This is a genomic window from Rhizobacter sp. P2_D12 (genome assembly GCF_056404395.1).
Genome location: NZ_JBFUEB010000032.1, coordinates 19,220 through 33,443, shown reverse-complemented (window position 1 = coordinate 33,443; position 14,224 = coordinate 19,220). Strand labels below are relative to the sequence as shown.

The window sequence follows — 14,224 nt, the reverse complement described above, 5'->3', positions numbered from 1 at the left end:
ATGGCCGCCCCCCTGCGCCACGTCGGCATCAGCCTCGGCATGATCGACTCGCTCAGCGACGGGCTGGGCGAGTTCTCGACGCAGATCTGCGAGCACGTCGCGCGCGTCGCCCCCGACTGGCGCGACCGCCTGGGCGTGCGCTTCCACATGCACCTGCCCAAGCGCTGGCACGGCCGCTTCGGCGAGCAGGTGGGCTACCTGTCCACCAGCAAGCTGCAGGGCTACTGGCACTGGCAGGGCCTGCGCCGCTTCGACGTGTGGCACGGGCTGAACCAGCTGGGGCGCATCATCCCGCCGCTGGGCACGCAGCGCTCGCTGCTGACCATCCACGACCTGAACCCGGTCTACCACGATGCCGAGCCGCAGGCGCGCAAGGCGCTCGACAAGCTGCGCAAACGCCTGCGCCGCTTCGACGAGGTGACCACGCTGACACGCCACGTCGAGGCCGACATCCGCAAGCACCTCGGCTGGACCGGCCCGGTCACGGTGATCCCGAACGGCGCACGCGACCTGAACGCCCATGCCCAGGAGGCGGTCGAGGGCATCGCGCCGGGCCGCTACCTGCTGCACCTGAGCCGCATGGCCGCCTCGAAGAACCCGCAGAGCCTGGTCGACATGGCGGCGCTGTGGCCGGGCCAGCAGCTGGTGCTGGCCGGGCCGCGCACCGGAGATTCGGACCGGCTGGCCGCCCAGGTGCGCGAGCGCAGGCTGGCCAACGTGACGGTGGTGAACGAGGTGAGCGATGCACGCAAGACCTGGCTGTACGCGCATTGCCAGGCCTTCGTGTTCCCGTCGCTGACCGAGGGCTTCGGGCTGCCGCCACTGGAGGCGATGCACTTCGGCAAGCCGGTGTTCCTGTCGCGGCTGACCAGCCTGCCGGAGATCGGCGGGGCGCATGCCGGCTACTTCGACAGCTTCGAGCCGCGGGCGATGCGCCGCACGATCGAGGCCGAGATGCCGCGGCTGCTGCGCGAGGGCCTCGCGATCCGTGCGCACGCCGCTCGCTTCCGCTGGGACCGGGCCGCCGAGACCTACCTCGGCATCTACCAGCGCCTGCTCAGCTCAGCGCAGCGCTGACGGCCTGCACCACCGCGTCCGGCGCGATGTCGTCGACGCGTGCCGGCGCATGCAACGAGGTGGTGCGGTTGGCGGCGGTGACGCGGAACGCCGGCAGGATCTCGCCGGCGAACAGCGCGACGACCGGCGTGTCGGTGGTGTGCGCGACGTGCAGCAGCCCGCCATCGGCACACAGCGCCAGAGCGCAACAGCCGATCAGCGCCTGCACTTCACCGAGGCTGTGCTGCGCGACACGGTCGATCAGCGGCAGGCCGATGCCGGCCGCAACGACCTGGTCGCGCATCGCCAGGCCGTTGTCGGCGCCGACCAGCACGATGGGCGAGGCGAAGCCGGTGCTGCGCAGGCCGCGCAGCACCTCGACCCACCGAGAAAATGTGCGCCAGTCGCGCACGCCGCCCAGCGCGACGGCGATGGCGCCGGGCGGGATCCGAAGGCGGTCGATGGCGGCGTGCTCCTCGGGCGATGCGGTCATCGTGGGGCGAGCGATCGCGTCGAGGCCGCCGGCCGGCAGGCCCAGCAGCTGCGCGAAGCGGTGGAAGCCGAACAGCGTGCGGTTGAACTCCGGCCCGGTGTAGCAGCCCTGCACGTGGGCGAACGGCAGCCGGCGGAAATGYGCCAGCTTGTCCTTCACCGAACGCGACGAGATGCTGTGCAGCAGCACCAGGTCGTGGTCGCCGGGCAGGTCGGCCGCGCTCGACACCGCGTGGGCGAACACGCGGTCGCTGCGGTACAGGCCGAGCAGGTGCGGCTCGGTCAGCAGGTCGATGCGTTCGACGCGGCCGGCCAGCAGCACGCGCGCCGCCAGGTCCATCAGCGAATCGCCCACCTGCGGCGTGCCCTGGTGGATCCACAGCAGGCGGCGGTGCCGCGCCGGATCGATGTGCGTGCGCTGCAGCCCGCTCTGGCCGTGCAGCGCCAGGTTCAGTTCGCGCATCGCGCGGCGGCGCGCGACCTTCCAGCGCGAGGCCCGGGCCGCATAGGCCTCGGCGTTGGAGGGCAGCGGCTGCGCGAACGGCGGCGTCCAGGTGGCCGCGGCATAGCGCTCCAGCGCGGCGATGCGGCTCGTCATCGTCCGGCCACCGCGGCGCGCAGCGCATTGAACTGCAGGCGCAGCCACAGCTTCGGTTCGGCGAAGCGGCGGCCCAGCGCGACGCGCCGGCGCGCCAGCAGGCTCGCGGCGGGTGCGCGCTGTCCGTGGCGGATCAGCGCCTTCAGCATGCCCAGCGCCTGCGGCGACAGGCTGGCCGCGCCGTCCATCTCACCGATCGCCTTCAGCACCAGCCGCTGGAAGGCCGCCAGCGCCGGCCGCAGCGCGGGCTCGCGCCGCGCGCCCTGCACCAGCTCGCGCAGCAGGCTGCCGAAGTAGTGCGAACGCAGCGCCGGCGTCGCCAGCGATTCGACGAAGGCCAGCGTCTCGTCCGGCGGCAGCACCGCCGGCAGGTGGTACGGGCCGTGGAAGCCGAACACCTCGCCGGACAGCGGACCGTCCTCGACCGCGAAGCGCTCGGCCATCGCGAGCGGCGCGAAGCGCAGGCCTCGGGCCTCCAGTGCCGCGCGGTGCGTCTTGCAGATGCACAGGTCCTCGGGGTGCTCCGGTTGGATCGCCGGATCCAGCAAGGCCTGCAGCAAGGCCGCCGAGCGCAGCGAGAAGCCGCCGTTGCCGACCTTCCACGGCTGCGGAATGTGGTTCCACGGCGCGCCGATGTAGTCGACCGACAGGAACTCGTCGCGCCAGGCGGCCGGGTTCAGCACGTAGCCGTCCCACTGCACGACCAGCAGGTGGCTGGTGCGCAGGTGCGCGGCCAGGCCCTTGACCATGAATTCGGAATAGGCCTCGATGCTGGACAGTGGCGCGATCTCGACCCAGCGCACGCCCGGCGGCAGCTCATGCCCGGCCAGCGAGGCGCGGTCGGTGCACAGGAAGGCGTCGCCGAACGCGACCTGCGCCAGGCAATGGCGCAAGGCTTTCAACGACCACGCCAGCCGCGGCGTCGAATCGACGCAGCACAGGGTCACCTGCGGGAGGATCAAGGGGCTCATCGGACGGCGATTGTCCCTGCAAAGACACTCTAGACTCCGACATTCGACGACACAACGACGGCCGCGCCCGTCATCCGCATGGCCGAGCCGAAGATCATCGCCTTCCACCTGCCGCAATTCCACGAGATCGAAGAGAACAACCGCTGGTGGGGACAGGGCTTCACCGACTGGACCAACGTGCAGCGGGCCACCGCGCTGTTCCGCGGGCACCGCCAGCCGCGCGTGCCGCTGGGCGAGCGCTACTACGACCTGACGACGCGCGAGGCGCGCGCCTGGCAGGCCGAGCTGGCGCGCAGCAAGGGCGTGCACGGCTTCTGCTACTACCACTACTGGTTCAACGGCCGGCAGCTGCTGGAGCGGCCGGTGCAGGCGCTGATCGAGGACGGCGAACCGGACTTCCCGTTCTGCCTGGCCTGGGCCAACGAGCCGTGGACGCGCGCCTGGGACGGCGGCGAGCGCGACGTGCTGATGCCGCAGGAGTACGGCGGGCAGGACGACTGGGACCGGCATTTCGCCTACCTGCTGAAGGCCTTCCAGGACCGCCGCTACATCCGCGTCGACGGCAAGCCGATGCTGCTGATCTACCGCACGCAGTCGATCCCGCCGCTGGCGGCGATGCTGGCGCGCTGGCGCACGCTGGCCGCCGAGGCCGGGCTGCCCGGGCTGCACATCGTGTCGATGCTGACGGTGTTCCGCGCCGACGAGCGCAGCGGGCTGGCTGACGCGCAGGTGGAGTTCGAGCCGATGTACACGCTGACGCACCACCAGCCAGGCTGGTACCGGCGCAAGGAGAAGCTGCTGCGGCACGTGGCGCGGCTGCGCCGCTGGCTGCAGCCCGATGCGCGGCCGCACCGGCTGAACAGCCACGACTATGCGTCGCTGTGGCAGCTGATCACGCGGCGCCGCCTGCCGCCGCACACCTACCCCGGCGGTTTCGCGGACTGGGACAACAGCCCGCGGCGCGGCCTGCGCGGGCTGGTGATGCGCAACTTCGACCCGGCCGCGTTCCGGCGCGGCATGGCGGCGCAACTGGCCAAGGCGCGCGCAGCCGGCGCGCCCTTCCTGTTCTTCAATGCCTGGAACGAATGGGCCGAGGGCACCTACCTCGAGCCCGACACCGAGAAGGGCACGCTGCTGCTGGACACCCTTGCCGAGCTGACCCGATGACACAACCCGCCCTGCCCCGCCGCACGCTGCCTGCCGGCCTGCCCGACACCCACCTCGACCTGGGTTGCGGCAAGTACCCGCGCAACCCCTATGACCAGAAGCGGCTGTTCGGCGTCGACATCCGCGAGCTGCCGCCCACCGAGGGCTTCGAGTCGCGCGCGGCCAACCTCGCGCTGGACCCGATCCCGTACCCGGACGGCATGTTCGGCTCGGTGTCGGCCTTCGATTTCATCGAGCACATCCCGCGCGTGCTGGCGGTGCCGGACGAGCGCCGCACCATCCTGCCCTTCATCACGCTGATGAACGAGATCTGGCGCGTGCTGGCGCCGGGCGGCCGGCTGTACGCGGTGACGCCCGCGTATCCGAAGGCCGAGGCCTTCCAGGACCCGACGCACGTCAACATCATCACCGAGCGCACGCACGAGTATTTCTGCGGGCCGCGGCCATTCGGTGCGATCTACGGCTTCGAGGGACGTTTCGAGCTGCTGCGCTCGCAATGGGTGCGGCACCACAACCTCGACTTCACCGGACCGGAGAAGGAAGCCGAACGCGAGGCCTTGCGGGTGGCCGAGGCCAAGCGGCGGCAACCGGCGCGCTGGATCGCCTACAACCTGCGCGAGAGCCTGCGCTTCGTGCGCGGCAAGCGGCGCTGGACGCTCGACCAGGACCGCACGGCGCACCTGCTGTGGGAGTTCGCGGCGGTGAAGGACGCGGCGCGCTGAGCGCGGCCTACATCAGCACGATGTCGTAGGCCTCCGGCGACCCCGCCGCCTCCGCCTGCAGCGAGATCGGCTTGCCGATGAAATCGCTCAGGCCGGCCAGGTGCTGGCTCTCTTCGTCGAGCAGCATCTCGACCACCGCGGCCGACGCGATGACGCGGAATTCCTTCGGGTTGAACTGCCGCGCCTCGCGCAGGATCTCGCGCAGGATGTCGTAGCAGACGCTGCGCGGCGTCTTCACCTGCCCCTTGCCGCCGCAGGTGGGGCACGGCTCGCACAGCATGTGCGCCAGCGACTCGCGGGTGCGCTTGCGCGTCATCTCGACCAGCCCCAGTTGCGTGAAGCCGCTCACCGTGATCTTGGTGCGGTCGCGCGCCAGCTGCTTGCGCAGCTCGCCCAGCACCGTGCCCTGGTGCTCGTCGCGCGCCATGTCGATGAAGTCGATGATGATGATGCCGCCCAGGTTGCGCAGCCGCAGCTGGCGCGCGATGGCCTGCGCCGCTTCCAGGTTGGTCTTGAAGATCGTGTCGTCGAAGTTGCGCGCGCCGACATAGCCGCCGGTGTTGACGTCGATCGTCGTCAGCGCCTCGGTCTGGTCGATGATCAGGTAGCCGCCCGACTTCAGGTCGACGCGCCGCGCCAGCGCGCGCGCGATCTCCTCGTCGATGTTGTACAGGTCGAAGATCGGCCGCTCGCCCTTGTAGTGCTGCAGCTTGTCGACCGAGCTCGGCATGTACTCGGCACCGAACGCCACCAGCTGGTCGTACTGCATGCGCGAATCGATGCGGATCGACTGCGTGGTGTCGTTGACCAGGTCGCGCAGCACCCGTTCGACCAGGCTCAGGTCCTGGTGCAGCAAGGTGCCCGGCGGCGACTTGAAGCTGCGCTCGCGGATCGTGCCCCAGGTCTTGCGCAGGTAGGCGATGTCGTCGGCCAGCTCGGCGTCGCTCGCGTCCTCGGCATTGGTGCGCAGGATGAAACCGCCGCCGGCATACGGCACCGCGCCAGGCAGGCTGCCCTCGGTCTTGCCCGTCAGCTCGTTCATGCGCGTGCGCAGCTGGTCGCGCAGCTCGTGCGAGCCGATCTTCTGCGAGATGCCGATGTGGTCGTCCTGCGGCAGGAACACCAGCATGCGCCCGGCGATGCTGATCTGCGTCGACAGGCGCGCGCCCTTGGTGCCGATCGGATCCTTGATGACCTGCACCGTCAGCGTCTGGCCCTCGAACACCAGCCGCTCGATCGGCGCCGGCGGCGCGGCGCCCGGCGCATGGTCGTTGCGCGGGCTGCTGCCGGCCACGTGCACGTCGGCGACATGCAGGAAGGCGGCTCGCTCCAGGCCGATGTCGATGAAGGCCGATTGCATGCCCGGCAGCACGCGCGCCACCCGGCCCGCATAGATGTTGCCGACCAGGCCGCGTTCGAGCGTGCGCTCGAGGTGCAATTCCTGCACCGCGCCGTTCTCGACGATCGCGACACGGGTCTCTTGGGGTGCCCAGTTGATGAGGATGTCTTGCATGGGCGCTCTTGTTGGGGCGGCGTCGTCAGAACCTGACGCGCGCTTGTCTCAGCAGTTGGGCCGTTTCGTACAGGGGCAAACCCATGATACCGGAGTGACTGCCGGCGATGCGCCGGATCCAGCCGGCCATCGCGCTCTGGATCGCGTACGAGCCGGCCTTGCCGAACGGGTCGCCGCTCGCGATGTAGTCCTCGATCCAGGCGGCCGGCAGCGGCGCGACGTCCACGTGCGAGACGTTCACCCGCATTTCGCGGCGCCGCCCGTACGCCAGTGCCACCGCCGTCAGCACCCGGTGCGTGCGCCCGGACAGCAGGCCCAGCACGCGGCGCGCATCGGCGGCGTCGGCCGGCTTGCCGAGGATGCGGCGCCCCACCGCCACCGTGGTGTCGGAGCACAGGATGGGCGCCGGCGGCAGGCCGCGCGCCGCGTGGCGGGCCCGGGCGGCGGCCAGCTTGGCGAGCGTCACGCGCTCGACGTAGTCGGCCGGCAGCTCGCCGGGCCGCTCCGCCTCCAGCGCCTCGGCGTCCTCGTGCGGCCCCGGCAGCAGCAGCTCGTGGCGCACGCCGATCTGGTCGAGCAACTGGCGGCGGCGCGGGCTCTGCGACGCGAGGTAGATGAAATCGTGCAGCGCAGGCATCGTGAAGGGCGGGCTATTCGCGGTGGTAGGGGTGGTTCACCGTCAGCGTCCAGGCCCGGTACAGCGCCTCGGCCAGCAGCACGCGGGCAAAGGCGTGCGGCAGCGTCAGGTCGGACAGGCGCATCGTCTCGTCGGCGCCTTGCTTCAGCGTGGCGTCCAGGCCGTCGGGGCCGCCGACCAGGAAGGCCACGTCGCGGCCATCCGGCAGCCAGGCCTTCATGCGCGCAGCCAGTTGCACGCTGGTGAGACGGTCGCCTCGCTCGTCGAGCACGACGCGGCGCACGCCCTTGGGCAGCGCCGCCTCGATGCGGACGGCCTCGGCGGCCATCATCTGTTCGGCGGTGCGCGAACCGCGTGCCTCGGCCTTGACGGCCTTCAGCTCGAGGCGCATCTCCGGCGGGAAGCGCTTCGCGAAGTCCTCGTAGGCCGTCTCGGCCCAGGCCGGCTGGCGCTGGCCGACGGCGACCAGCAGCAGCTTCACGCGCGCGAGGCGGTCTTCTTGGCCGGCGCCTTCCTGGCCGGAGCCGCCTTGGCCGGGGCCTTCTTCGCCGCGGCCTTCTTCGCCGGGGCCTTCTTCGCTGGTGCAGCCTTGGCCGGTGCGGCTTTGACGGGTGCAGCCCGTTTCGCCGGCGCGGCGCTCTTCACGCCCACCGTGCGGGTGACGCCCGACTTGGCAGGTGCGGCCTTCCGGGCGGGTGCCTTCTTGGCCGGTGCCGTTTTGGCAGCTGCCTTCCTGGCCGGTGCCGCCTTGGCAGCCGCCGTCTTCCCGGCCGGCGCCTTCTTCGCGGCCGACTTCTTCGCGATCGGGACTTCCTCGGCCTTCACCAGCTTGACCGGCGCGGTGTCGACCTTCAGCTTGACCGGCTTGTCGCCCCAGATCTCTTCGAGGTGGTAGTAGTCGCGGATCGACGGCTGCATCACGTGGACCACGGCCGCGCCGCAGTCGACGATGATCCATTCGCCGTTGTCTTCGCCCTCGGTGCGCAGCACCGGGAAGCCGCCCGATTTCACCGCATCACGCACACTGGCCGCGAGGGCCTTGGTCTGCCGGTTCGAGGTGCCCGAGGCGATGATCACGCGCTCGAAGAGCGGCGAGAGGTGCTCGGTGTTGAAGACGAGGATGTTCTGTGCCTTCACGTCTTCCAGACCATCGACGATGGCGCGCTGCAGTTTTCGGATGTCCATTCAACTCCTGATGAGATCGCCCTGGTACAGGGCGTGTTGGGCAATATAGCGCGCCACGGGGGCGGGCACCAGATCGTCGACCGCGAGTCCGCGCGCCACGCGGGCGCGGATCTCGGTCGACGAGACGTCCATCATCGGCAGCGGCACCACCCGGTGCGGCACCGCCTGCACCTCGGGGCTGGCCAGCACGGTGACGCCGGGCCGGTTGGCCACCGCCAGCGTGACGCGCTGCAGCATCTCCTGCCAGCGCACCCAGCTGTGCAGGCCGGCGTACTGGTCCTGCCCGATCACCAGGAACCACTCGGCCCCGGGCTCGGCGGCCTGCAGCTCGCGCACGGTGTCGTAGGTGTAGCTCGCGCCGCTGCGCCGCAGCTCGCAGTCTTCCAGCACGAAACGCGGCTCGCCGGCGATGGCCAGCCGCACCATCGCCGCGCGGTGCACGGCCGGCGTCAGGTCGCGGTGCTTCTGCCATTGGCGGCCGGCCGGCACCCAGCGCAATTCGTCGAGGCCGAGTTGCGACAACGCGACACCTGCCAGCGCCACGTGCGCCGCGTGCACCGGGTCGAAGCTGCCGCCGAACAGGGCAATGCGCTTCAAGCCGGCGTCTCGTCGGCCCACGCGCGCGGGCGCAGGAAATCGGTGTACAGCCGCGCCTCGGGCGTGCCGGCCTCGGGCGCCCAGTTGTAGCGCCACTTCACCAGCGGCGGCATCGACATCAGGATCGACTCGGTGCGCCCGCCCGACTGCAGCCCGAACAGCGTGCCGCGGTCGAACACCAGGTTGAACTCGACGTAGCGCCCGCGTCGATAGGCCTGGAAATCGCGCTCGCGCTCGCCATGGGCCAGGCCCTTGCGCCGCTGCACGATCGGCAGGTAGGCCGGGATGAACGCATCGCCCACCGCGCGCATCATCTCGAAGCTGCGCTCGAAGCCGAGCTCGGAGAAATCGTCGAAGAACACGCCGCCGATGCCGCGCGGCTCGTTGCGGTGCTTCAGGAAGAAGTACTCGTCGCACCACTGCTTGAAGCGCGGGTACTTGTCGTCGCCGAAGGGCGCGAGCGCGTCGCGGTTGACGCGGTGGAAGTGCCGCGCGTCGTCCTCGAAGCCGTAGTACGGCGTCAGGTCCATGCCGCCGCCGAACCAGGTGACCGGCGCGGCGCCGGCCGGCAGCGCGGCCAGCATGCGCACGTTCATGTGCACCGTCGGCACGTAGGGATTGCGCGGGTGGAACACCAGCGAGACGCCCATCGCCTCGAACGGCGCGCCGGCCAGCTCGGGGCGGTGCTGCGTGGCCGACGGCGGCAGCACCTTGCCCTTCACGTGCGAGAAGCTGCAGCCGCCGCGCTCGAGCAGCCCGCCCTCTTCGACCAGGCGCGACAGCCCTTCGCCCTCGAGCTTGCCGCCGGGTTCGCGCACCCAGTGGTCGGTGACGAAGGCATGCCCGTCCTCCGCCTCGGCGGCGGCGATGATGCGCGATTGCAGGCCCAGCAGGTAGGCGCGGACGTCGGAAGTGTTCATGGCGTGAGCCGGATCGGCCCGGCCTGTTCGGGCCGGCGTCCGGTGTGGGAACCGAGGTAGGCGGCGATCTCGGCCATGTCCTGCGCCGCGTCGCCGCTGAGGGTGATGAAGTGGTCGACCGAGACCACGCGCGCGGCGTAGTCGAAGTAGCCGAGCGCCAGCGGCACCCCGGCCGCCGCCGTCACGTGGTAGAAGCCCGAGCGCCAGCACGGCGTGTGGCGGCGCGTGCCTTCCGGCGACAGCGCGAGCCACAGGAAGCCGTCGTCCCGGCGCGCCTGCTGCAGTGCCAGCGCCATCTGCCCGACGATGCCGTGGCGCGCGCCGCGATCGACCGCGACGCCGCCGACCCAGCGCATCCAGCGCCCGAACAACGGCAGCCGGAACAGGCTGTCCTTGCTCCAGAACGTCACCGGCACGCCGGACGCCCACTTGGCGACCAGGCCGACGACGAAGTCCCAGTTCGAGGTGTGCGGGTAGACGATGATCACGCCCTGGCGCGCCGGCAGGCCGCTGAACTGCAGGCGCCAGCCGGCCAGGCGCAGCAGCGCACGGGCCACGGCGCTGCCGCGCAGTTGCACCGGACGCTCGGTCAGGACCATGCCGGCTCAGCGCTTGATCGCACGGTGACCGATGTCGCGCCGGAACTGCATGCCGTCGAAGTGGATGCCCTGCAGCGCCTCGTAGGCACGCTGTTGCGCCGTCTTCACCGATTCGCCCAGCGCCGTCACGCACAGCACGCGCCCGCCCGACGTGACGACGCCACCTTTTTCCGGCGCGGTGCCGGCATGGAACACCACCGCATCCGGCTGCTCGGCCGGCAGCCCGGTGACCGCGTCGCCCTTGCGCGGGTTCAGCGGGTAGCCGCCGGCCGCCATCACGACGCCCAGCGCGACGCGCCGGTCCCATTGCAGCTCGACCTGGTCGAGCGTGCCGTCGGTGGCCGCCATCATCACGTCGAACAGGTCGCTCTTGAGCCGCATCATGATCGGCTGCGTTTCCGGGTCGCCCAGGCGCGTGTTGAACTCGATCGTCTTCGGGGCGCCTGCGTCGTCGATCATCAGGCCGGCGTACAGGAAGCCGGTGAACGGCGTGCCGTCGCGCGCCATGCCGGCGATGGTCGGCAGGATGATCTCGTGCATCACCGTCGCATGCACGTTGGGGGTGACCACCGGTGCCGGCGAATACGCGCCCATGCCGCCGGTGTTGGGGCCGACGTCGCCGTCTTGCAGACGCTTGTGGTCCTGGCTGGTCGCGAGCGGCAGCACGTTCTTGCCATCGCACATCACGATGAAGCTGGCTTCCTCGCCCTGCAGGAACTCCTCGATCACGACCCGCGCCCCGCCGGCGTTGTGCTGCACGCCCAGCCGGTTGTCCTGGCCGCCGAGGATCCAGTCGATCGCCTCGTGCGCCTCGGCCAGCGTCATCGCGACGACCACGCCCTTGCCCGCCGCCAGGCCGTCGGCCTTGATGACGATGGGCGCGCCGTGCTTGTCGACGTGCGCATGCGCGGCCTTCGCATCGTCGAAGGTCGCGTACAGCGCGGTCGGGATGCCGTGGCGCTGCATGAAGTCCTTCGCGAAGGCCTTCGAGCTCTCGAGCTGCGCCGCCGCCTGCGTGGGGCCGAACACGCGCAGGCCGCGCGCGCGGAACTCGTCGACCACGCCGGCCGCGAGCGGCCCTTCGGGGCCGACCACCGTCAGCGCGATCTTCTCGGCCTGCGCGAAGTCGGCCAACGCGGGGGCGGAGGTGATCGCGACGTTCTTCAAGCGTACGTCGAGCGCGGTGCCGCCGTTGCCCGGGGCCACGTAGACCACCTGCACCTTGGGCGACTGCGCGAGCTTCCAGGCCAGCGCGTGCTCGCGTCCGCCGGAACCGATGACCAGAACTTTCATGAACTCACTCTCATTCGCCGAGGACGGCGTTGTGGAAGACATCCTGCGTGTCGTCCAGGTCTTCGATCACGTCGAGCAGCTTCTGCATGCGCTGCGCGTCTTCGCCGCTCAGGTCGATGGTGTTCTCGGCCCGCATCGTGACCTCGGCGACGTCGGGTTTCAGGCCGGCGCCTTCGAGCGCGGCCTTGACGGCCTCGAAATCGACCGGCGTGCACAGCACCTCGATCGCGCCGTCGTCGTCGGTCAGCACGTCTTCGGCGCCGGCTTCGAGGGCGACTTCCATCACCTTGTCCTCGCTGGTGCCGGGCGCGAAGACGAACTGGCCGCAATGCTTGAACTGGAACGCCACCGAGCCTTCGGTGCCCAGGTTGCCGCCGTACTTGCTGAAGGCGTGGCGGATCTCGGCCACGGTGCGCACGCGGTTGTCGGTCATGCAATCGACGATCACGGCCGCGCCGCCGATGCCATAGCCTTCGTAGCGGATTTCCTCGTAGCTGACGCCTTCGAGGTTGCCGGTGGCCTTGTCGATGTTCTTCTTGATGGTGTCGGCCGGCATGTTGGCGGCCTTGGCCTTGTCGACCGCCAGCCGCAGCCGCGGGTTCTCCTTGACGTCGCCGCCGCCCTGGCGCGCGGCGACCATGATCTCGCGGATCACGCGGGTCCAGATCTTGCCGCGCTTTTCATCCTGACGCCCCTTGCGGTGCTGGATGTTGGCCCATTTCGAATGTCCGGCCATGAAGGCTCCTCTGAGGGCCCACGCCGGCAGCCGGGTGGGCAATGTTCTTGGATAGACTGCAATTTTACTTGCCTGCCCACCGGAGAAACCCATGGCCGAGCCGATTCTGATCGCCAAGCACGACAAGGCCGAGTGTTTCCTGCTGCCGGCACTGGCCAACCGCCACGGATTGATCACCGGCGCCACCGGCACCGGCAAGACCATCACGCTGCAGACGCTGGCCGAGAATTTCAGCCGGCTGGGCGTGCCGGTCTTCATGGCCGACGTCAAGGGCGACCTGACCGGCATCACCCAGGCCGGCAAGCTCGGCGACAAGCTGGCCGCGGTGCTGAAGGAACGCGGGCTGGACGCCCCGGTCCCGGCCGCCTGCCCGGCCACGCTGTGGGACGTGTTCGGCGAACAGGGCCACCCGGTGCGCGCCACCGTCAGCGACATGGGCCCGCTGCTGCTGGCGCGCATGCTGGCGCTGAACGAGACCCAGGCGGGCGTGCTGAACCTGGTGTTCAAGATCGCCGACGACAACGGCCTGCTGCTGCTCGACCTGAAAGACCTGCGCGCGATGCTGCAGCACGTCGGCGAGAACGCGAGCCAGTTCACCACCGAGTACGGCAACGTCAGCGCCGCCAGCGTCGGCGCGATCCAGCGCGGGCTGCTGCAGATCGACGAGCAGGGGGGCGACAGGTTCTTCGGCGAGCCGATGCTGAACATCAGCGATTTCATGCAGGCGGTGGACGGCCGGGGCGTCATCAACGTGCTGTCGGCCGACAAGCTGATGAACGCACCGCGGCTGTATGCCACCTTCCTGCTGTGGATGCTGTCCGAGCTGTTCGAGCAGCTGCCCGAGGTCGGTGACCTGGAACGGCCCAAGCTGGTGTTCTTCTTCGACGAGGCGCACCTGCTGTTCAAGGACGCGCCGGCGGCGCTGGTCGAGCGCATCGAGCTGGTGGTGCGGCTGGTGCGCAGCAAGGGTGTCGGCGTCTACTTCGTGACGCAGAACCCGCTGGACATCCCGGACACCGTGCTGGCCCAGCTGGGCAACCGGGTGCAGCATGCGCTGCGCGCGTTCACGCCGCGCGACCAGAAGGCGGTCAAGTCGGCGGCGAGCACGATGCGCGCGAACCCGGGGCTCGACATCGAGACCGCGATCACCGAGCTGGCGGTCGGCGAGGCGCTGGTCAGCCTGCTGGACGAGAAGGGGCGGCCGAGCGTCACGCAGCGCGTGTTCGTGCTGCCGCCGGGGAGCCAGATCGGCCCGATCACGCCGGAGCAGCGCAAGGCGCTGGTCGCGAACTCGCTGGTGGCGGGGGTGTACGAGAAGACGGTGGACCGGGAGTCGGCCTACGAGAAGCTCAAGGGCCGGGGAGTGGCGAGCGCGGAGGCGGCGCCGACCGCCACGGTGCCTGCCGGCACGGCCCAGCCCACCCCGGCCGGTGGTGGCCTCGGTGGCATGCTCAGCGACGTGCTGTTCGGCACCACCGGGCCACGCGGCGGCAAGCACGACGGGCTGGCGCAGACGATGGCCAAGTCGGCAGTGCGCACGATCGGCACCAGCGTCGGGCGTGAGCTGATCCGCGGGGTGCTGGGCAGCCTGCTCGGCGGCAGCAAGCGCCGCTGATCTGTCGCTGGCAGCCCGGATTGCAGGCACGAAACGCCGGTTCGGCGAAGGCGCGTGTGGGGAGGCTGGGGCGCGCCAATCAGGATGGGGCGCCGGAGCTGGCTGCTTTCAAGGCCCGCGTGC

General features: G+C 70.3%; 15 protein-coding genes. 4 read left to right on the top strand and 11 right to left on the bottom strand.

Annotation, left to right across the window (positions count from 1 at the left end):
• Positions 1-1,077 (top strand): glycosyltransferase family 4 protein, encoded by a 1,077-nt coding sequence (locus AC1DYN_RS13115; RefSeq protein ID WP_477960120.1) that lies wholly within the window; start codon positions 1-3, stop codon positions 1,075-1,077.
• Here the strand turns inward: AC1DYN_RS13115 and AC1DYN_RS13110 are convergent.
• Positions 1,058-2,146: a glycosyltransferase family 9 protein gene (locus tag AC1DYN_RS13110; RefSeq protein WP_477960118.1), complete on the bottom strand. Its 1,089-nt coding sequence runs from the start codon at positions 2,144-2,146 to the stop codon at positions 1,058-1,060. The genes AC1DYN_RS13115 and AC1DYN_RS13110 overlap by 20 nt on opposite strands.
• The gene (locus tag AC1DYN_RS13105; RefSeq protein WP_477960116.1) at positions 2,143-3,117 is read right to left on the bottom strand and encodes a DUF5672 family protein; all 975 of its coding nucleotides are present in this window, start codon (positions 3,115-3,117) and stop codon (positions 2,143-2,145) included. Before AC1DYN_RS13105 ends, AC1DYN_RS13110 begins: the two co-directional genes overlap by 4 nt.
• Before the next feature lie 78 nt (positions 3,118-3,195).
• Between AC1DYN_RS13105 and AC1DYN_RS13100 the strand changes: the two genes are divergently transcribed.
• Positions 3,196-4,284 carry a glycosyltransferase WbsX family protein gene (locus AC1DYN_RS13100; protein ID WP_477960114.1) on the top strand — a complete coding sequence of 363 codons (1,089 nt, stop codon included), beginning with the start codon at positions 3,196-3,198 and terminating at the stop codon, positions 4,282-4,284.
• Positions 4,281-5,006, top strand: coding sequence for a class I SAM-dependent methyltransferase (locus AC1DYN_RS13095; RefSeq protein WP_477960112.1), 726 nt, complete (start codon positions 4,281-4,283; stop codon positions 5,004-5,006). The genes AC1DYN_RS13100 and AC1DYN_RS13095 overlap by 4 nt, the downstream gene beginning before the upstream one ends.
• Positions 5,007-5,013: 7 nt before the next feature.
• On the opposite strand, the gene rng is transcribed toward AC1DYN_RS13095, so the two are convergent.
• From rng to AC1DYN_RS13050, 9 genes are read right to left on the bottom strand one after another with little or no spacing between them, the layout of a single operon-like run.
• The gene (gene rng, locus AC1DYN_RS13090; RefSeq protein ID WP_477960110.1) at positions 5,014-6,519 is read right to left on the bottom strand and encodes a ribonuclease G; all 1,506 of its coding nucleotides are present in this window, start codon (positions 6,517-6,519) and stop codon (positions 5,014-5,016) included.
• A 25-nt stretch (positions 6,520-6,544) separates the two neighbouring features.
• Complete coding sequence (locus AC1DYN_RS13085) at positions 6,545-7,156, bottom strand: Maf family protein (protein ID WP_477960108.1); 612 nt, start codon at positions 7,154-7,156, stop codon at positions 6,545-6,547.
• Positions 7,157-7,169: 13 nt separating this feature from the next.
• The gene (gene rlmH / locus AC1DYN_RS13080; protein WP_477960106.1) at positions 7,170-7,637 is read right to left on the bottom strand and encodes a 23S rRNA (pseudouridine(1915)-N(3))-methyltransferase RlmH; all 468 of its coding nucleotides are present in this window, start codon (positions 7,635-7,637) and stop codon (positions 7,170-7,172) included.
• A complete protein-coding gene (gene rsfS, locus AC1DYN_RS13075) occupies positions 7,634-8,341 on the bottom strand; it encodes a ribosome silencing factor (RefSeq protein ID WP_477960104.1) in 708 nt (235 codons plus the stop codon). Before rsfS ends, rlmH begins: the two co-directional genes overlap by 4 nt.
• Positions 8,342-8,938 carry a nicotinate-nucleotide adenylyltransferase gene (nadD, locus tag AC1DYN_RS13070; protein WP_477960102.1) on the bottom strand — a complete coding sequence of 199 codons (597 nt, stop codon included), beginning with the start codon at positions 8,936-8,938 and terminating at the stop codon, positions 8,342-8,344.
• Positions 8,935-9,858, bottom strand: a complete 924-nt coding sequence (gene hemF / locus AC1DYN_RS13065; protein WP_477960100.1) for an oxygen-dependent coproporphyrinogen oxidase — start codon at positions 9,856-9,858, stop codon at positions 8,935-8,937. Before hemF ends, nadD begins: the two co-directional genes overlap by 4 nt.
• Entirely contained in the window at positions 9,855-10,457 is a 603-nt protein-coding gene (locus AC1DYN_RS13060) for a 1-acyl-sn-glycerol-3-phosphate acyltransferase (protein WP_477960098.1), read from the bottom strand. Before AC1DYN_RS13060 ends, hemF begins: the two co-directional genes overlap by 4 nt.
• A gap of 6 nt (positions 10,458-10,463) precedes the next feature.
• Positions 10,464-11,750, bottom strand: a complete 1,287-nt coding sequence (gene purD, locus AC1DYN_RS13055; protein WP_477960096.1) for a phosphoribosylamine--glycine ligase — start codon at positions 11,748-11,750, stop codon at positions 10,464-10,466.
• Positions 11,751-11,760: 10 nt separating this feature from the next.
• Positions 11,761-12,486 carry a YebC/PmpR family DNA-binding transcriptional regulator gene (locus AC1DYN_RS13050; RefSeq protein ID WP_477960094.1) on the bottom strand — a complete coding sequence of 242 codons (726 nt, stop codon included), beginning with the start codon at positions 12,484-12,486 and terminating at the stop codon, positions 11,761-11,763.
• A gap of 91 nt (positions 12,487-12,577) precedes the next feature.
• Here AC1DYN_RS13050 and AC1DYN_RS13045 point away from each other — a divergent pair, with 91 nt between their 5' ends.
• Positions 12,578-14,101, top strand: a complete 1,524-nt coding sequence (locus AC1DYN_RS13045; protein ID WP_477960092.1) for a helicase HerA-like domain-containing protein — start codon at positions 12,578-12,580, stop codon at positions 14,099-14,101.
• Positions 14,102-14,224: the final 123 nt, after the last annotated feature.